The organism is Micromonospora sp. WMMD998, assembly GCF_029581235.1.
In the GTDB taxonomy this organism is placed as follows: domain Bacteria; phylum Actinomycetota; class Actinomycetes; order Mycobacteriales; family Micromonosporaceae; genus Micromonospora.
On the sequence record NZ_CP120740.1, the window covers coordinates 4274242 to 4291395 of the forward strand.

The 17154-nt window shown below is 73.6% G+C and carries 19 protein-coding genes; 8 read left to right on the forward strand and 11 right to left on the reverse strand.

The features are described from left to right. Positions 1 to 6: 6 nt before the first annotated feature. From O7619_RS19550 to O7619_RS19565, 4 genes are all read right to left on the reverse strand, one after another. Positions 7 to 660, reverse strand: coding sequence for a hypothetical protein (locus tag O7619_RS19550; protein ID WP_282282531.1), 654 nt, complete (start codon positions 658 to 660; stop codon positions 7 to 9). Further along, positions 657 to 1667: a hypothetical protein gene (locus O7619_RS19555; protein ID WP_282282532.1), complete on the reverse strand. Its 1011-nt coding sequence runs from the start codon at positions 1665 to 1667 to the stop codon at positions 657 to 659. The genes O7619_RS19550 and O7619_RS19555 overlap by 4 nt, the downstream gene beginning before the upstream one ends. A gap of 54 nt (positions 1668 to 1721) precedes the next feature. Then, on the reverse strand, positions 1722 to 2498 hold the full coding sequence (locus tag O7619_RS19560) for a class I SAM-dependent methyltransferase (RefSeq protein WP_282282535.1): 777 nt from the start codon (positions 2496 to 2498) through the stop codon (positions 1722 to 1724). 141 nt (positions 2499 to 2639) lie between these two features. Beyond that, entirely contained in the window at positions 2640 to 3602 is a 963-nt protein-coding gene (locus O7619_RS19565; RefSeq protein ID WP_282282536.1) for a hypothetical protein, read from the reverse strand. A 138-nt stretch (positions 3603 to 3740) separates the two neighbouring features. Between O7619_RS19565 and O7619_RS19570 the strand changes: the two genes are divergently transcribed. From O7619_RS19570 to O7619_RS19580, 3 genes are read left to right on the forward strand one after another with little or no spacing between them, the layout of a single operon-like run. Further along, positions 3741 to 4334: an HD domain-containing protein gene (locus tag O7619_RS19570; RefSeq protein WP_282282537.1), complete on the forward strand. Its 594-nt coding sequence runs from the start codon at positions 3741 to 3743 to the stop codon at positions 4332 to 4334. Between the two features lie 55 nt (positions 4335 to 4389). Beyond that, the gene (locus O7619_RS19575) at positions 4390 to 4869 is read left to right on the forward strand and encodes a DUF2975 domain-containing protein (RefSeq protein ID WP_282282538.1); all 480 of its coding nucleotides are present in this window, start codon (positions 4390 to 4392) and stop codon (positions 4867 to 4869) included. Next, positions 4869 to 5090 (forward strand): helix-turn-helix transcriptional regulator, encoded by a 222-nt coding sequence (locus O7619_RS19580; RefSeq protein ID WP_282282539.1) that lies wholly within the window; start codon positions 4869 to 4871, stop codon positions 5088 to 5090. Before O7619_RS19575 ends, O7619_RS19580 begins: the two co-directional genes overlap by 1 nt. 43 nt (positions 5091 to 5133) lie before the next feature. On the opposite strand, the gene O7619_RS19585 is transcribed toward O7619_RS19580, so the two are convergent. Beyond that, the gene (locus O7619_RS19585) at positions 5134 to 6333 is read right to left on the reverse strand and encodes an RtcB family protein (RefSeq protein ID WP_282282541.1); all 1200 of its coding nucleotides are present in this window, start codon (positions 6331 to 6333) and stop codon (positions 5134 to 5136) included. 608 nt (positions 6334 to 6941) lie between these two features. Here O7619_RS19585 and O7619_RS19590 point away from each other — a divergent pair. The 3 genes from O7619_RS19590 to O7619_RS19600 all read left to right on the forward strand — a co-directional run bounded on the left by O7619_RS19590 (position 6942) and on the right by O7619_RS19600 (position 9567). Continuing rightward, positions 6942 to 8057, forward strand: a complete 1116-nt coding sequence (locus O7619_RS19590) for a helix-turn-helix transcriptional regulator (RefSeq protein WP_282282542.1) — start codon at positions 6942 to 6944, stop codon at positions 8055 to 8057. A 162-nt stretch (positions 8058 to 8219) separates the two neighbouring features. Further along, entirely contained in the window at positions 8220 to 8387 is a 168-nt protein-coding gene (locus O7619_RS19595; RefSeq protein ID WP_282282543.1) for a hypothetical protein, read from the forward strand. Further along, on the forward strand, positions 8374 to 9567 hold the full coding sequence (locus O7619_RS19600; protein WP_282282544.1) for a helix-turn-helix transcriptional regulator: 1194 nt from the start codon (positions 8374 to 8376) through the stop codon (positions 9565 to 9567). The genes O7619_RS19595 and O7619_RS19600 overlap by 14 nt, the downstream gene beginning before the upstream one ends. A gap of 13 nt (positions 9568 to 9580) precedes the next feature. Here O7619_RS19600 and O7619_RS19605 read toward each other — a convergent pair whose 3' ends face one another. Further along, entirely contained in the window at positions 9581 to 9973 is a 393-nt protein-coding gene (locus O7619_RS19605) for a hypothetical protein (RefSeq protein ID WP_282282545.1), read from the reverse strand. 153 nt (positions 9974 to 10126) lie between these two features. Here O7619_RS19605 and O7619_RS19610 point away from each other — a divergent pair, with 153 nt between their 5' ends. Continuing rightward, on the forward strand, positions 10127 to 10897 hold the full coding sequence (locus tag O7619_RS19610) for an alpha/beta hydrolase family protein (protein ID WP_282282546.1): 771 nt from the start codon (positions 10127 to 10129) through the stop codon (positions 10895 to 10897). A 55-nt stretch (positions 10898 to 10952) separates the two neighbouring features. Here O7619_RS19610 and O7619_RS19615 read toward each other — a convergent pair whose 3' ends face one another. From O7619_RS19615 to O7619_RS19630, 4 genes are all read right to left on the reverse strand, one after another. Then, positions 10953 to 11990 carry a zinc-dependent alcohol dehydrogenase family protein gene (locus O7619_RS19615; protein WP_282282547.1) on the reverse strand — a complete coding sequence of 346 codons (1038 nt, stop codon included), beginning with the start codon at positions 11988 to 11990 and terminating at the stop codon, positions 10953 to 10955. A gap of 163 nt (positions 11991 to 12153) precedes the next feature. Then, positions 12154 to 12660 carry a DinB family protein gene (locus tag O7619_RS19620; protein WP_282282548.1) on the reverse strand — a complete coding sequence of 169 codons (507 nt, stop codon included), beginning with the start codon at positions 12658 to 12660 and terminating at the stop codon, positions 12154 to 12156. A gap of 68 nt (positions 12661 to 12728) precedes the next feature. Further along, complete coding sequence (locus O7619_RS19625) at positions 12729 to 13535, reverse strand: M15 family metallopeptidase (protein WP_282282549.1); 807 nt, start codon at positions 13533 to 13535, stop codon at positions 12729 to 12731. A 70-nt stretch (positions 13536 to 13605) separates the two neighbouring features. Then, positions 13606 to 14571, reverse strand: coding sequence for an acetylxylan esterase (locus O7619_RS19630; RefSeq protein WP_282282550.1), 966 nt, complete (start codon positions 14569 to 14571; stop codon positions 13606 to 13608). A 193-nt stretch (positions 14572 to 14764) separates the two neighbouring features. Here O7619_RS19630 and O7619_RS19635 point away from each other — a divergent pair, with 193 nt between their 5' ends. Further along, on the forward strand, positions 14765 to 15790 hold the full coding sequence (locus O7619_RS19635; RefSeq protein WP_282282551.1) for a substrate-binding domain-containing protein: 1026 nt from the start codon (positions 14765 to 14767) through the stop codon (positions 15788 to 15790). 16 nt (positions 15791 to 15806) lie between these two features. Here the strand turns inward: O7619_RS19635 and O7619_RS19640 are convergent, their stop codons facing one another. Beyond that, positions 15807 to 17096 carry a serine hydrolase gene (locus tag O7619_RS19640; protein ID WP_282282552.1) on the reverse strand — a complete coding sequence of 430 codons (1290 nt, stop codon included), beginning with the start codon at positions 17094 to 17096 and terminating at the stop codon, positions 15807 to 15809. Positions 17097 to 17154 lie beyond the last annotated feature (58 nt).

Genomic DNA, 17154 nt, shown 5'->3' on the forward strand with positions numbered 1-17154 from the left:
AGCCAGTCAGCCCCGTGCCACCAGTCGCGCGATCTGCCGCGCCATCCGCGCGGTCTCCGCCGGGTCGCAGCGGTCCCGGCGTACGCGGTGGCTGCGCCCGTCCACCGCGCCGAGGCTCAGGTCGCACGCGCCGGGAGTGGTCCGGCCGAGCGCCACGGTCACCGCCGGCGCGCCGGGGGTGACCTCCGAGGTGTGGAACCCGCCGGCGCGCAGCGCGTACGAGGCGCCGGCGGAGTGCGTCTCCACGGTCGCGGTGGTGGCGGTGACCAGCCGGTCGGTGGCCGCGACCTCGTCCACCTCGCCGAGGCTGTGCACCTCGTAGACCCGCCAGGCGGCGTCGGCGGGGGCGTCGGTGACGTCGATCAGCTCGTTGCGGACCGAGCCGTGCAGCACGTGGCTGAGCAGGTCCCAACTGTGCGAGTGCACGGCCGAGGTGGTGGGACGCACCGGCGGCGGCTCGGCCGGCCAGGCGTGCACGCAGATCCCGTCCGGGCCGTCGCGCTCCACCGGCAGGCAGGTGAAGCCGAGCGGGTGCCGGACCGCGCGCAGCGGCCGTCGCCCGTCGGCGACGTCGCCGAGCACCTCCAGCACCCAGCCACGCAGCACCTCCGGCCGGGTGCCCCGGTCGATCTCCCGTGCCAGTTCGGCGTAGCTGGTCATGCGTACGGGTTCCTCGCCTGGAGGGCCTTGCGCACGACGTCGGCCACCTCCCGGTCGCCGAACGACCGGGGCAGCGTCAGCCCGAGCGCGGCGAACAGCCGGCGGACCTGCTCGACCGACGGCTCGTCGTCGAGCCTGACCTGGCTGGCCGACTCGACCGGCACCCGCCGGCTCTGCCGGCGGCTGTAGTCCAGCTCGATGTTGAACCGGTTGTAGTAGACCTCGCCGCGGTCGATGCGCAGCGCCGGCGTCTGCGGGTTCTCCTGGGTGATGACCACGCAGGAGGACGAGAGGTCGTAGCGGAACGTGGTCATCTGCGCGGAGAGCCGGATGTCGACCGTGAGCAGGCCGGACCGTTGCAGGTGCCAGCAGGCGGCGAGCACCGTCGCGTACGACTCCTTGCGGGTGCGGTCGACCGTCCACGGCTCGGCCGGTGTCGTCGACTCGTCCGACTCCAGGCTGCGCCGGAACCGCGCGTACCGCTCGCAGACCTCCTCGTCGGTCGGGTCGATGATCTCGACGGCGAGGGTGAGGGTGGCGTTGCGGCGGCGGGCGTGCTTCACGCACTCCGGCAGCGTGACCGCGCGGAGGTAGGTGCCGGTGCCGCCCTTGAAGTCCCACCTGTCGGTGTGCTGACGCGCCTCGTCGAGCGCCTCGCCGACCTCGCTGCCGTGCAGCACCCGCACCATCGAGGAACTGTGGATCGCCTCCCGGGCCCGGCTCAGGGTGCCCTCCGGGCCGGTCAGCTCCCGCATCGGCGGCACCAGGGCGGTGAGCCGCTCCCGGGTGTCCACGATGACCTGACGGACCTCCTGCTCGGCGGTGCGGCGGCGCAGCCGGTCACGCAGCACCGCCTGCGCGAGCAGGGCGAGGACCAGCAGGATGGCGCTGTTGACCACGCCCTGGCCGACCGTGTTGGTCAGGCCGAGGACGGCCACCGTGACCGCCAGCACCAGACCGATGAACGCGTCGAGACTGCTGACGACCCAACCGAGCAGGCGCGCCATGACATCCCCCGGTCGACGACAGAGCCTTTATGATAGCCCTTTGTCAATGTGCCATCACGCGCTGTTTCCGGGCGGTGGCGGGGCGGCGCATCGCCGGGCCGCGCAGATCAGCGACCCGCCGAGCCCGGGGGCCGCCCGGGCCAGCCACCGCGAGGAGACCCACCGCCCGCCCGGCAGCCGCCAGCCGACCTCGTTGGAGCGCATCGCCAGCGGGGTGAACCCGGCCCGGCGCAGCGCCCGCCGCAGCAACGACGCGGTGAACGGACGGATGTGCAGCCACAGATAGGGGTGCAGCGGGTCGACCTGGCGCGGCGCCCGCCCGGCGAGGAACGCCAGCCGGTCCTGCGCCGGGGCCAGGTTCGGGGTGGTGAGCACCAGCAGGCCGTCCGGGGCCAGCACGCGGTGGCACTCCCGCAGCAGCGCCAGCGGGTCGTAGACGTGCTCGATCAGCTCACCGGCGAGCAGCCCGGCGAAGCTGCCCGCCCGGAACGGCAGCCCGCGGGTGGCGTCCAGGCAGACCGGCAGCGCCGGGCCGCCGGCCGCCCGGCGGGCCGTGCCCAGCGCCGTCTCGGCCATGTCGGCGAGCACGAGCGGGCCGGGCAGCGCGGCCGGGTCGAGCATGGCGCGCGGCCCGCAGCCCAGTTCCAGCACCGGCCCGCCGCCGGTCACCCCGTCGGCCACCAGCCGGGCCGCGACGGCCCGGCGCACCCGGTGGTACGGGTCGTCGACGTACCCGTCGACCTGCGCGCCGTCGTGGTAGCTGCGGTGGTTGGCGCGCCGGCCGTGCGCCTGCGCGCGGTGCGCGGACGCCCCCCTCGGCGGCTCGGCCATCACACCTCCCCCGGCGGTCGCCGGCCCCGTCGGCGGCGTCCGCCCCAAGCCTCGCACCACCACCGCCGATGGCGTGCACACCACCCCGGGAGCACGCCGACGCGGCGGCCGGTCGTCCGGCCGCCGCGTCGGTGGGGTACGTCAGATCGCCCGCGCCCAGTCCAGCCGGGAGCTGTCGTCGTACTCGTCGCCGGGGATCCACCACGGCTCGCCGAAGCCGCTGGTGGAGACGATGATGTTGCCGCCGTCGGGGTATTCGTTCTCCGGCGGGATGGACAACGCGGCGCAGTAGCGCCCGTCCGGCGAGAACACCGGCGACAGGTAGAAGCGCGGTTCGTCGGTGAGCTGCTTCAGGCCGGTGCCGCCGAGCCGCACCGACGCCAGCGACTGGTTCAGGGTCTCCCGCTCCGGATACCAGCGGGTGGTGCAGAACACCACGCGCTCGGAGTCGGGGGTGAACACCGGGCTGTTGATCCGCTCCCCCGCCTGCGGCGCGTAGAGCCGCCGTACGGTGCCGGTCGCCACCTCCAGCACCCGCAGTTGCAGGCCCTCGGAGCGGCTGCGCCACTGCATGACGATCATCGAGCCGTCGCGGGACCAGTCCGGGTCCCGCATGGAGTGCCCCTGCGCCAGCACGCGGGTGGTGCCGGTGGCCACGTCGACGGCGATCAGCGTGTCCTCCTGCGCCCCGGTGACCAGGGCGATCTCCGTCCCGTCCGGCGACCACGTCGGCGCGCCGTAGAGGACGCCGGGCGGGTCGGCGAGCAGCGTGCGCTTCTGCCCGGTGACCCGGTCGTACACCGCCACGTAGGGCAGCAGCGTGCCGTCGCCCGACCAGGCCGTGTTCACCCAGGCCACGTACCTGCCGTCGGGTGACGCCTTGGCGTGGTTGCCGTCGTCGAGCAGCCCCCGTGGGGTGGTGCGGCCCGGGTCGACCTGGAGCACGCCCCAGCCGACGCTCACCAGCCACGGGCCGTTGACGCCGGCGGTGGACGTGGCCGCGGAGGCGGAGGCGGCGGCGACGAGGCCGCCGGCCAGCCCGGTCGCGGCGGCGGCGGTCAGCGTGGCGGCGCGCAGCAGGGTACGGCGATTCATTCCGGTCATGCGGTCTCCCCCGTGATTGGTGTCGCTTCACCCTCCTGACCGGACGATCGCGCCGGGATCGGATGAGTGGACCGTTCACCGTCGGCCACTCGGTCACCACCGGTGGTGAGCCGCACGCGGCCGGGTACCCTCGCCCCGGTGACCTCCGACGCGCTGCACCGGGCCCTGACCGAGCCGGGCGACCCGCCGCTGCTCCCGCTGCCCGGCGTGGCGGTCGAGCTGCTGGCCGCCCTGGACGCGCCGCCCCGGCTCGGCGCGCACCTGCGGCTGGTGCACGACGTCGCCTGGCACCTCACCGCCGCGTTCGCCGAGCGCTTCGGCGCGGTGCCGTTCGACCGGCAGGCGGTGCTGTTCGGCGCCGCCGTGCACGACCTCGGCAAGGTCGAGCACCCGGGCGAGCTGACCGGGCCCGGCTCCGCGCACGAGGAGGCCGGCTACCAGTTGCTGCTGCGCTTCGGCGTACCCGAGGAGCGGGCCCGCTTCGCCGCCACCCACGCCGCCTGGCGCTCCCCCGGCGTGCAGTTGGAGGACCTCCTGGTCAGCCTCGCCGACAAGGTGTGGAAGGGCCGCCGGGTCACCGACCTGGAGCAGCTCGTGGTGGACCGGCTCGCCGGCATCACCGGGCAGGAGCCGTGGCAGACCTTCCTGGACCTGGACGACGTGCTCGCCGACCTGGCCGCCGGCGCGGACCGCCGGCTCGCGTTCCAGGCCGAGCATCCGGTGTACGGCTGAGCGCGCACCCACCGAACCGATTGACTTTCGATAACTTGCGAGCGATAGTCGATACATGGTTACCACCGAGCGCGCGGTGACGGCACTCCGCGCCTTCCTCGTCCTGCTGTTCGGCATCCTGCTGCTGTTCCAGACCATGTCGCTGCCCGGCCAGTTCGCGCACATGGCCCGGGAGAACCCCGACGACGCGTACCTGCGCTGGCCCGCCACCGCCGTCACGGTGTTCTGGGTGCTCTGCGTGCAGGTGGTGATCGTGTGCACCTGGCAACTGCTCACCCTGGTCCGCACCGACCGCATCTTCACCGAGGCGTCCCTGGCCTGGGTCGACGGCATCGTCTGGGCCGTCGCCGCCGCCTGGGCGACGCTCGTCGGCGTCTTCCTCTGGGTCGGCTTCAACGCCGACGACCCCGGCCTGCCGCTGCTGCTCCTCCTGCTCACCACCGGCGTCAGCGTGCTCGGCCTGCTGATGGTCGTGATGCGCGCGCTGCTGCGGCAGGCCACCACGCTGCGCACCGACATGGAAGCGGTGATCTGATGCCCATCGTCGTGCGCATCGACGTCGAGCTGGCCAAGCGCAAGATGAGCGTCGGTGAGTTCGCCGAGCGCGTCGGGCTCACCCCGGCCAACGTCGCCGTGCTGAAGAACGGCCGCGCCAAAGCCGTCCGCTTCAGCACCCTGGAGGCCATGTGCCGGGTCCTCGACTGCCAGCCTGGTGACCTCCTCGAATGGGTGGCCGACGAGGCGGAGGGCCGGTGAGACCGCCCGGTAGGGCCGGCGCCCCCTCGACGCCGGCCCTGCCTCAGCCCTTCACGCAGACCACCTGCTTGAGGTGGGCGACCACCTCGACCAGGTCCTCCTGCTGGGCCATCACCTCGGTGATGTCCTTGTAGGCGCCGGGGATCTCGTCGACCACCCCGGCGTCCTTGCGGCACTCCACGCCGGCCGTCTGCGCGGCCAGGTCAGCCGTGCTGTACGTGCGCTTCGCCTGCCCCCGCGACATCCGCCGCCCCGCGCCGTGCGACGCCGAGCAGTACGCGTCGACGTTCCCCCGACCCCGCACGATGTACGAGCCGGTGCCCATCGAGCCCGGGATGATGCCCAGGTCGCCCGCGCCGGCCCGGATCGCGCCCTTCCGGGTCACCAGCACGTCCACCCCGTCGTAGCGCTCCTCGGCCACGTAGTTGTGGTGGCAGGAGATCGGCTCGTCGTAACCGACCTGCGGGAACGCCTCCCGGACCACCTGGCCGAGCAGGGCCAGCATGACCGCCCGGTTGCGCCGCGCGTACTCCTGCGCCCACCACAGGTCCCGCCGGTAGGCGTCCATCTCCGGCGTGCCGGCCAGGAACACCGCGAGATCACGGTCGGGCAGGTCGGTGTTGTGCGGCAGCCCACGGGCCACCGCCATGTGCCGCTCGGCCAGCTCCTTGCCGATGTTGCGGGAACCGGAGTGCAGCATCAACCAGACCCGACCGTCGTCCGGGCCACCCTGTTCGAGGCAGACCTCGATGAAGTGGTTGCCGCCGCCGAGCGTGCCGAGCTGCCGCTGCGCCCGCGTCTGGAGCTGCGCCACCCTCCGGTCGAGCGTGCCGAACCGCCGCCAGAACTCGTCCCAGCCGGCCTGCTCCAGCCCGCGTACCCGGCGCGGGTCGACCGCGTCGTCGCGCATCGCGAAGCCCACCGGGATGGCTGCCTCGATCGCCGACCGCAGCGGCCCGAGGTCGTCGGGCAGGTCGGCGGACGTGAGCGAGGTACGCACCGCGGACATGCCGCAACCGATGTCGACGCCCACCGCGGCCGGCGACACGGCCTGCCGCATGGCGATGACCGAGCCGACGGTCGCGCCCTTGCCGAAGTGCACGTCCGGCATCACCGCGACGCCCTGCACCCAGGGCAGCGCGCCGATGTTGCGGAGCTGCCGGGCCGCCTGCGCCTCGATCGTGTACGGGTCGGTCCAGACCCGGACCGGCGCCCGGGTGCCGGCCAGCGGGGTGAAACCCATCGTCGTCTCCTTGCTCGCGAGTGTGTCTCGGTGCCCGGATACGGAAAACCGCCCGGCTCCGATCTGGGGCGGGCGGTTCGCGCGAGATCGTCGCGCCGGCGCTAGACGCGCCACCACCCTGGTTGCGACCACCACTCCCGGCAGCCCGGGCCCGGTTCGGGCCGCAGGGCACCGGCGCGCGGCGCGGGCCGCTCGGCGCGGGTGCGGTTCTGCTGCGACACGGTGTGCTCCCTGGTGGACCCGGCTGACGTTGCCCGTTCACGGTACGGGCGCCGTGGGCGGCGCTACAACACGATTATGGCCGTCATCGCCGGCCGGGCCGGTCACCCGCCGGCGCCTACAAACTTGATGGCGTAAACGATTCGGCGCGGCACCGTCGGAGCCGGCCCGGCCACCGGCGGCCACTTCGGCGAAGTGGTGCCATCACCACTCCTCGGACACCGCCGTTACGGCGGAACGGAGTGGATCAAGGCGAGAGGCGCGACATACGAACGACGCGAATGCGGTGACATCACGGAGAGGTGAACTTCGGTGTACCGTCCGAAGTGGCTACCCGCCGCGCTGCGCCTGGGCGGGCTGCTGCCGCGCCCATGAGCCGAGGAGTCGCCATGCCGCCGATCGTGGATGGCCGATTCGGTTCCGAGCTGCGCCGGCTTCGCATGGCGGCAGGATTTTCGTTGCGGCAGGTGGCCCCGCTTGTCCTGTCCAGCCGGGGTCACCTTCACGACCTGGAGACGGGACGACGCCAGCCGACCGTCGACCTGGCTGGCCGGCTCGATGCGGTGCTGAACGCCGACGGCATTCTCTCCGGCATGCTGCACCAGGCACCCATGCCGGCCGACCCGGAGAGATTGGCCTACGTCGCCGAGCATCCCCGCGCGGTCGACCCCGCGACGTTGGATGCGCTTGCCGAGTCGCTTGCCGCGCACCGCCGGCTCGAAGACACACTTGGCGCCGCGTCGCTACTGCCGGCGATTCGGGCACAACTGGACATGGTGAGCGCACTGGCTGCGGAGACGGCCGGTACCCTCCGGTCACAGGTCGTCGACGTCGCCGCGCAGTGGGCCCAGTTTGGCGGCTGGTTGTACGCCGCGAGCGACAGACGCCGACTCGCCGGCCGGTGGTACGGCGTCGCGCTGGAGTGGGGCACGGAGGCCGGAAATCCGGACATGATCGCCACGGTACTCAGCATGCGAGGACATCTGGCCTGGGCAGGGCGACGCGCGAACGCGGTGATCGACCTTTCGGCAGCAGCGGCCCGACAACCCGCAAGTCCCGGCGTGCGGGCCATCGCCACACAACAGCAGGCCCGTGGCCACGCCCTGATCGGCGAGGCGAACGAGGTCTCCGATCTGCTCGACCAGGCCGTCGAACTGAACCAGACGGCCAGGCAGGCACCCGACCGGGAGCCACCGTGGATCTACTTCCACTCGCCCGCCTATCTGGCCATGCAGCGCGGACTCGCCTACCGGCTGCTCGGGTGGAATGCGAACGCGATCGAATCGCTACGGAGTGGGCTGGCCGGGCTACCGGCGGAGTCGAGCGGCGCCGCCTGGACCGGGCCCTACCTCCTGCGTCTCGCAGCGGCGCTCGCCGACACCGGCGAGGCGGACGAGGCGTTCGACATCTACGAGCGGGTCCAGCATCTCGGACGTGCCACCCGCACAACCGCCCTCGTCGACCAGGCCGAGGACGCGGTCCGCGCGCTGTCCGCACGTAGATAGCGGACGCGCCGGTTCTCGACCGTGATCACCCAATCACTGAATGCTGATTTCGACCTTGTTTGTCGGACCGGCGTCACCGAACTACAAGCCGCGTCCGTCGTCCGGCATGGCGGTGATCGGCCCTCCGCACCACCGCCATGCCCTTCCCCGAGGAGAATTCAGGTGGGCAAGGCGCAGCGTAAGCCGGCCAAGAGCCGGGGCGAGCAGATTCAGGACGCCGAGCGGGAGGCGGCGAGACAGCGGCTCCTCGCGCAGGCCGAGGCGGACCGGATACCGGTTGACGAGACGACGAGGGCGGTGCCCGATCGGCGGCGTCGTGACCGGGGGTGAGGTGCCGGTCGGTCGTCGGGTCGCGCAGTGGCGGGTCCGGCGGCGGATGACACAGCAGATGCTCGCCGACCGGCTGGGCAAGTCGAAGAGCTGGGTCGACAAGGTCGAACGTGGCGTACGCGCGCTCGACCGGTTCTCCGTCATCCAGGACCTGGCCCGGGTGCTGCGGGTGGAGCCGGCGGCGCTGCTGGGTCGGGAGACGCAAGCGGCGGTGGACGGCGTCGACGGTGTGGACGGAATACGGGCGGCGCTCGCCCGGTACGGCGTGTCCCCGACCGCGTCCGCCGGGCCACCGATGCGGGCGGCGCACGATCTGGGCCTGCGGGTGGAACATGCGCGGTCGGCGTACCGGCACGCGCGCTACTCGCAGTTGTTGCGCCTGATCCCCGACCTGCTCGACACCGCCCGGCACGCACACGAGCGCGGCGGGGACGACGCGACGGGCCTGCTGGTACGGGCCTACCAGATCACGGCGTCGGTGCTGGTGAAACTCGGCGAGCCGGACGTGGCGTGGCTGGCCGCCGACCGAGCCGTGACGGTGGCCGCCGGTGACCCGAGGTGGACGGCGATCGCGGCGGTGCCGCTCAGCCAGGCGCTGCGTACGGCAGGACGTGGGCGGCTCGCGGCGATGGTGACGATCGCTGCCGCGAACCGGATCGCCTCGGCGGAGAGGCACGATCCGTCAGCGGACGGGTGGGCGTTGTCCGGGACGCTGTGGGTCGAGGCGGCTCTCGCCGCCGCCTCCTGCGGCGACGCCCGTCGTACGGCGGAGTGGCTGGACAGGGCAGCCGAGATCGCCGAGCGGGCCGACGGCGGTCGGGACGCCGACCACAGCGGTTTCGGGCCGGTGGCGGTGGAGGTGGCGCGCGTGGCGGCGGCGGTCGAACTCGGCGACGGCGGTGCGGCGGTCGCGCGGCACGAAGCGACGGTCCGGGAGCCATGGTGGCTGCGGTTACCCGTCGAGCACCGCGCCGCGCACCTGGTCGACGCCGCGCGGGCGTACCTCCAGGTCGGTGACCTGCTCCGGGCGGGCCGCGCCCTGACCGACGTGGACCGGATCGCGCCGGAGGAGGTCAGGGTGCGACCGCTGGCGCGTACCCTGATCGGCGAGGTGGCCCGCGGCGGCCCGGCGCCGGGCGGCGTGGCGCACCTGGCGACGGCGATCGGCCTCAGCCGGTGACCACCGCGTCGCTTCAACCCGCCTGGGCGACCGGGTGGCGCTTCATCTGCTCCATGAACGGGAAACGCGCGGTGAGCTCGGCGAGCGTGGCGCCGGCCCGCCAGGCATCGGCGACCTGCGCGACCTGGAGCAGGTCGGTGGCGTCGCCACGGGCCTGGACCTCGCCGTCGATCCGCAGGTCGATCATGAAGTAGCGGGCCTGGGCGCCGAGGCTGACGCAGACCACCCCCCGGTCGGAGGTCAGCTCGGCGCAGGTGAACCGGCTGCGGCCCTGCTCGGGAGCGCTCACCTGGCCGACGTCGAGCCGGTGCGCGGTCGCGGTCTGCGCGAGCGCGGGGGCCAGGCCGCCGGGCTCGACCAGGTCCGGGTAGAGGCGCACACCCAGTGCCGCCGAGACGTCGCTCATGCCTGACTCCCACTTCCTCGTGACAGAGACCAGCAGCGCGCAGGTTACGAACACGTTTCCGGCACGCAAGGCCATCCTGTCCCGCCGGGACGGCCCGCGGCAAGGGGAACGGTGGATCCGACCTCCGTCGGGACCCGGGTACGCTGCCGGCTCATGGCCCGGATCCGCTGTGACTTCTTCTCCGAGACCCTCGGCATGGGCACCTCGATGACCGTGCTGCTGCCCGATCGCGGCACGGCCGGGATCGGGCTGGCCGGGGCCGCCGCCGACGGCGACCCGCCGGTGCTCTATCTGCTGCACGGCCTGAGCGACGACGACACGGCGTGGACCCGGCGCTCGTCGCTCGAACGCTACGTCGCCCCGCTCGGGCTGGCCGTGGTGATGCCGCAGGCGCAGCGGAGCTTCTACCGCGACGAGGAGCACGGTAACAGGTACTGGACGTTCCTCAGCGAGGAACTGCCCGAGGTGTGCCGGTCGTTCTTCCGCCTGTCGACCCGCCGGGAGGACACGTTCGTCGCCGGCCTGTCGATGGGCGGCTACGGCGCGATGAAGTGGGCGCTGCGTCACCCGGACCGGTTCGCGGCGGCGGCCAGCCTCTCCGGCGCGCTCGACGTGGTGCGTCGACGCCACCACCCGACCAGCCCGCTCGACCCGGCGGTGTGGCACACCGTCTGGGGCGACCGGCCCCCGCCGGACGAGGACGACACCGTGGCGCTGCTGGCGCGGGCCGGCGACGACCTGCCGGCGCTCTACGTCGCCTGCGGCACCGAGGACTTCCTCCACGAGGACAACGTGCGCTTCGTCGACACGGCGCGTCGGCGCGACCTGCCGGTCACCGTCGACTTCGGTCCCGGCGACCACGACTGGGCGTACTGGGACGCGCGTATCGCCGACGTGCTGGCCTGGCTGCCGCTGCGGGGGTAAGGCGGGGCCCCCGCTTAACGCCTCCGGTAGAGGAAGGGGCCCCGCTTAACACCCCTCAGCGGGTGAGCACCACCTTCAGCGCGCCCGTCTCGGCCGGGCGGGCGAACACGTCGTACGCCTCGATGATCTGATCCAGCGTGTACCGGTGGGTCACCATGTGCGCGGTGTCGAGCTGGCCGGCGACCAGCATGTCCAGCAGCTTCGGCGTGGTGCGGGTGTCCACCAGGCCGGTGGTGATGGTGACGTCGCGGATCCAGAGCCGCTCCAGGTGCAGCGTCGCCGGGGAGCCGTGTACGCCGACGTTGGCCACCCGGCCGCCGGGGCGGACCAGCGTGGCGCACAACTCGAAGGTGGCCGGCACGCCGACCGCCTCGATCGCCACGTCCGCGCCGAGCCCGCCGGTGACCGTGCGGACCGCGCCGAGCGGGTCGTCGTCGGCGAGCACGGTCAGGTCGGCGCCGAACCGCTTCGCCGCGTCGAGCCGGCTCTGCGCCTTGTCCACGGCGACCACGTGGGTCGGCGAGAAGAGCCGGGCGGTCTGGATCGCGGCCAGGCCGATCGGGCCGGCGCCGACCACCACGACCGTGTCGCCGGGACGCACCCCGCCGTTGAGCACGCCGACCTCGTACGAGGTGGGCAGGATGTCGGCCAGCAGCACGGCCGCCTCATCGGAGACGCCCTCCGGCAGACGGTACGTGGACAGGTCGGCGAACGGGATTCGGGCGTACTCGGCCTGCACGCCGTCGACGGTGTGCCCGAGAATCCATCCGCCGCCGCCGAGGCACTGCCCGTACACGCCGTCCCGGCAGTAGCGGCACACGCCGCACGCGGAGATGCAGGAGGCGAGGACCCGGTCGCCCGGGACCAGGTTGGCGACCCCGTCACCGACCGCCACGACCGTGCCGACCGCCTCGTGGCCGAGCACCCGGCCCGGCTGGACCTCGGGCACGTCCCCACCGAGGATGTGCAGATCGGTCCCGCAGATGGTGGCCGCGTCGACCCGGACGATCGCGTCCCGGGGGCCGGCGATGGTGGGATCCGCGATCTCGGACCAGGACTTCTCACCCGGACCGCCGTACACGAGAGCCTTCATGGCTCCTCCTCACGCCGCTGTCAACCCCCACGCTTCTCGCCGGAGCGGGCGGGTGGCAGGGCCGGAGGGCCCGGTGCGCGGGACCTCGGTCCCGCGGCGGCCATGATCGACGTGTTAAGCGGGGGCCCCTCCTATACCGCAGGCGTTAACAAGGGGCCCCGCCTTACACCCCGACGGTGCCGTCGGTGGCCTCGCGGAGGAGGTCGGCGTGGCCGTTGTGCCGGGCGTACTCGTGCAGCATGTGCAGCATCACCAGGCGCAGCGAGACGTCCTCGCCCCAGCGGGCCTGGTGGCCGGTCACGTCGAGCGACTCGGCCGCCCGCTCGATCCGCCGGGCGTGCTCGACCTCCCGTCGCCACGCCTCGAACGCCTCCGCCCGGTCGGCGTCAGCCGCGTCGTACGCGGCCTGGAAGTCGCCCGTGTCCGACCAGACCAGCGGGACGTCCTCGGCGTTGATGACGCGCCGGAACCAGGTGCGTTCCACCTCGGCCATGTGTCGGACCAGGCCGAGCAGGGACAGTGTCGACGGCGGCGAGGACTGTCGGCGCAACTGCTCGTCGGTCAACCCCTCGCACTTGAGGGCAAGCGTGGCCCGGTGGAAGTCGAGGAACGCGCGCAGCGTCTCCCGCTCCCCGGCCTGCAGCGGCGGGCCGATCCGTTCGGTCTCCACAGGGCATCCTTCCGCGCGGCTCCCGGTCACCGGCCGTCCGACCCGGGTGGATCATGAGGTTACCCGGGTCACCGCAGCGACGAGCGGGCCACCGGGAAGTCGAACCAGGTGTCCGGGTACGGCTCGTCCACGTACCGGTAGTGCCACCACTCGCGCGGGTAGTTCTCGAACCCCTCCCCGGTCATCAACTCCCGGAGCAGCTCGCGGTTCGCCCGGGCGACGCCGGTGACCCGTACGTCGGCGGTGTGCGCCCGGGGGTCGAAGCAGTCGAACCCGGTGCCCATGTCGACCGAGTCGTCGGCGAAGCGGTCTCCGGGCGGAGCGGTGCAGGGCCGCAGGGGCTGGCCGGGCGTGTAGTCGGATTGCCCGGGGGTGGGCACCGGCACCAGCGTCAGGTCGAGCGTGCTGGCCCGGCTGTGCGCCGTGGGCGCGCCGATGTAGCCGTCGGCGAAGAGCCGGTCCTTCGGCAGGTCGGGATAGAACTCCGCCTTCATCTGCTGCTCGTCGGGGCGCTTCGCCCACGCGACGAACTCGTCCACCGCCCGTTGTGGGCGGTAGCAGTCGTACACCTTCAGGCTGCGGCCCCGGGCCAGCGCGGCGGCCTGCACCCGGTGCAGCGCCTCGGCGGCCCGGCGGGTGAGCAGGCAGAGCGGCTCCGGGTAGCCGTCGATCGGCCGGCCGACGAAGTTGTGCGCGGTGGCGTACCGGATGTCGGTGCGGATGCTCGGGTCGACGGTGGCCAGGTCGACGACGTCCGCCGGGGCGCGGGGGCCGGTCGGGGTCGGCGTGGGAGCCGGTCGCGGCGCCGGCCGCTGGCAGGCGGTCGCGAGGGCCGCGACCACCACGACCAGGACCGCCGCCGTACGTCCGCGCACCCTGCCATCTCTACCAGGGTGTGAGGCGGGGGCCCTTGTTAACAGACGTCTGTTAACAAGGGCCCCCGCCTTACACCTCGAGCGTCGCGCGGAGGAAGTCGACGGCGGCGGTGTCGTCGTCGATGCCGCCCGCCTCGTGGCCGTTGAACCGCCACACCGTCAGGTCCTTCTCGCCGCGATAGTCGTGGTAGGCGGCGTAGACGGTCGACGGCGGGACGATCTCGTCCATCAACGCGACGGAGAAGCGGGCCGGCGCGGTGGCCCGCCGGGCGAAGGCGACGCCGTCGACGTAGGAGAGCGTGCGCCACACCTGCTCCTCCCGGTCCCGGTGCACGGCCAGATAGTCGCGGATCTCGCGGAACGGGGCGGAGTCGGTGAGCGTCACGGCGCGCGGGATGTCGCACAGGAACGGCACGTGCGCCACCGCCGCCCGCACCTGCGGCGCCAGCGCGGCGGCGGCCAGCGCGGCGGCCCCACCCTGGCTGTGGCCGAGCACGGCGACCCGGGCCGGGTCCACGGCGGGCAGCTCGCAGGCGGCGTCGACGGCCCGGACGGCGTCGGTGAGGAAACGCCGGTAGTAGTAGCGGCGTGGTTCCTCCACGCCCCGGGTGGCCATCCCGGGGGCCTGCGGCCCGGCCGCCGCGATGTCGGGCGTGTCGCCGCGGCTCCATCCCGAGCCCTGGCCACGGGTGTCCATCTGGAGGTGGGCGAAACCGGCGGCCGACCAGAGCAGGTTCTCCAGCGGGTGGCCGCGCCCGCCGCCGTAGCCCACGTACTGCACGACGGTCGGCAGCGGCTCGGACACGCCGCGGGGCACCCGCAGCCACGCCCGGACCGGCTGCCCGGCGAAACCGGGGAATGTCACGTCGAAGACGTCCACCCCGGTCAGCGGGGTGGACAGCGGGGTCGCCGTCACCGGGTCGCCGCAGGAGCGCGCCTCGGTCAGCGTCTCGGCCCAGAAGGCGTCGAAGTCCGGCGGTTCGCGCAGGTCGCTGCGGTGCTGGCGGAGTTCCGCCTCGGACAGGTCGGTGAACACGCCTGGAGGTTCCTCGTCGGTCGGCGGTGGGGACGTCGGCGCAGGACGGTCGACGCATTTCCGGAAGGTTTCCGCAACTTGAGCGAACGCTAGGACCGGGTCGATCTGTCGTCAAGCCCTCGCCGTACGGCAAGATGTCGGTGGGGCGGGACGGCTTTCCGGTCGGTTCCGGCTGCCGGCGAAGGGAACACGGGTGAGCGGGGACGACGAGCGCAGGGTGACCATCACCGCGATCGCACGGGAGGCAGGCGTCTCCGTGCCGACCGTGTCGCGGGTCCTCAACGGGCGCTCCGACGTCGCCCCGGACACCCGGGAACGGGTCGAGGAGTTGCTGCGGCACCACGGCTACCGGCGGCGGGGCAGCCGCACGGTGCGCCGGGCGGACCTGGTCGACCTCGTCTTCAACGACCTGGACAGCCCCTGGGCGGTGGAGATCATCCGCGGGGTGGAGGACGTCGGCCACGCCGCCGGGGTGGGTGTGGTCGTCTCGGCCGTCCACCGCGAGTCCAGCTCGACCCGGCAGTGGCTGCACAACCTGCGCGCCCGCGCCTCCGACGGCGTGATCGTGGTCACCTCGCACCTGAGTCCGGCGGTGCACGCGCAACTGCGCCGGCTCAACGTGCCGGTGGTGGTGGTCGACCCGGACGCCGGGGTCGCCGGGACGGACGTGCCGGCGGTCGGCGCCACCAACTGGACCGGCGGCCTGTCCGCCACCGAGCATCTGCTGAAGCTGGGGCACCAGCGGATCGGCTTCGTCGCCGGCCCGCCGCACCTGCTGTGCAGCCGGGCCCGGCTGGACGGCTACCGGGCCGCGCTGGCTGCCGCCGGCGTGCCGGCCGACGACCGGCTGGTTCACCCCGGCGACTTCTACCACGCCTCCGGCTACACGGCCGGCAGCGCGCTGCTCGACCTCGACGACCCGCCCACCGCCATCTTCGCGGCCAGCGACCAGATGGCGTTCGGGGTCTACGAGGCGGTACGCCGGCGCGGGTTGCGGGTCTGCGACGACGTGTCCGTGGTGGGCTTCGACGACCTGCCGGAGGCCCGGTGGGCCTCGCCGCCGCTGACCACGGTGCGCCAGCCGCTCGTGGAGATGGGGCGGCTCGCCGCCCGCACCGTGCTGCGCCTGGCGCAGGGCGAGGAGATCGAGTCACCCCGGATCGAGTTGGCCACCGAGCTGGTGGTGCGGGACAGCACCGCGGGCCCCGCCGGCGGGTAGCCGCGGATCGGTCGTTTCAGTCACCTTCCGGAATTTTCGCCTCGTGCAGGACGGCGCCGGTCGCGGCCACCGCCGCGGCGTGCCGGCGACGGCGGGCCAGCAGCACCGCTCCCCCGGCCACCAGCACCGCGCCGACCGTGACCGACAGGCCCGTGCCCGGCCGCTTGCCGGGGGCCGCCGCGCCGCCGCCCAGGTCGGCGTGCCCGGCCAACGCCGACGCCGCCCCGGTCGCGGGCGCCGCGGACCGGTCCAGCTCACCGGGTTCCACCAGCCGCCCGACCGCCGCGCCGCGGGGCAACCCGAACCCCCAGTCCAGCAGCGCGGCGCCCTGCTGCCAGCCGCGCTGGGTGGGGATCTCCGCGCCGAGCAGGGTCACCACCAGCCGGCGTCCACCGCGTTCGGCCGCGCCGACGTACGTGTGCCGGGCCACGTCGGTGAAGCCGGTCTTGCCGCCGATCGCGCCCGGGTAGTGGTCCAGCAGCATGTTGTCGTTCTGGATCTGGAAGGCCCGTTCCCGCAGCGCCGGCTGGGCGGGCACCTGCGCGGTGCGGGTGGCGGTGTAGCGGCGGAACGCCGGATCGGCGAAGCACGCGCGGGCGATCAACGCCAGGTCGTACGCGCTGGTGAACTGCCCCGGACCGTCCAGTCCGGACGGGGTGACCGCGTGCGTCTGCCGGGCGCCGAGCCGGTGCGCCTCGGCGTTCATCGCCCGGATCCCCCCGGCCAGCCCGTCCGGGCCGCCGCCGAGCCGGGCCAGCGCGTTGGCCGCCTCGTTTCCCGACTTCAGCAGCAGGCCCAGCCAGATCGTCTCGATCCGGTAGTGCCCGCCCTCGGCCAGCCCGACCGCCGAGCTGCCCGGCTCGATCGCCAGGTCCCCGGCGGTCATGGTGACCTCCCGGTTCGGGTCCAGCCGGGGCAGCATCGTGGCGGCCAGCAGCAGCTTCTGCACGCTGGCCGGGGCCGCGTACTCGTGCGGGCCGCAGCCGCCGAGCACCGCACCGGTGTCCAGGTCCGCGACCAGCCACGAGGTCGCGGTCACCGGCGGCGGCGCGGTCGCCACCGGCGGCACGACGAGACCGGCGGTGTCCAGCGCGGCGCCGCCCACCGATCGGGCGGCCGGATCGGGCGACGGCGGGGCCTGCGGCGGGCGGGTCGCCGGGGCCGGCACGTTCGGGCACGGCGGCGCCCCGCCGGGCAGCCGGCGGGCCGACCCGGCGGGCCGCGCCGCCACGGCGGGCGTCACCGGCGTCGACAGGGGCAGGAGCAGGGCGGCGGCCAGCGCCACGGACGGTCCCCAGGTCCTCATGACCCGCACGCTAGCCACGCCGACCCGAACGGGTCGCCGGCTCGGGGATTCGCGTCCC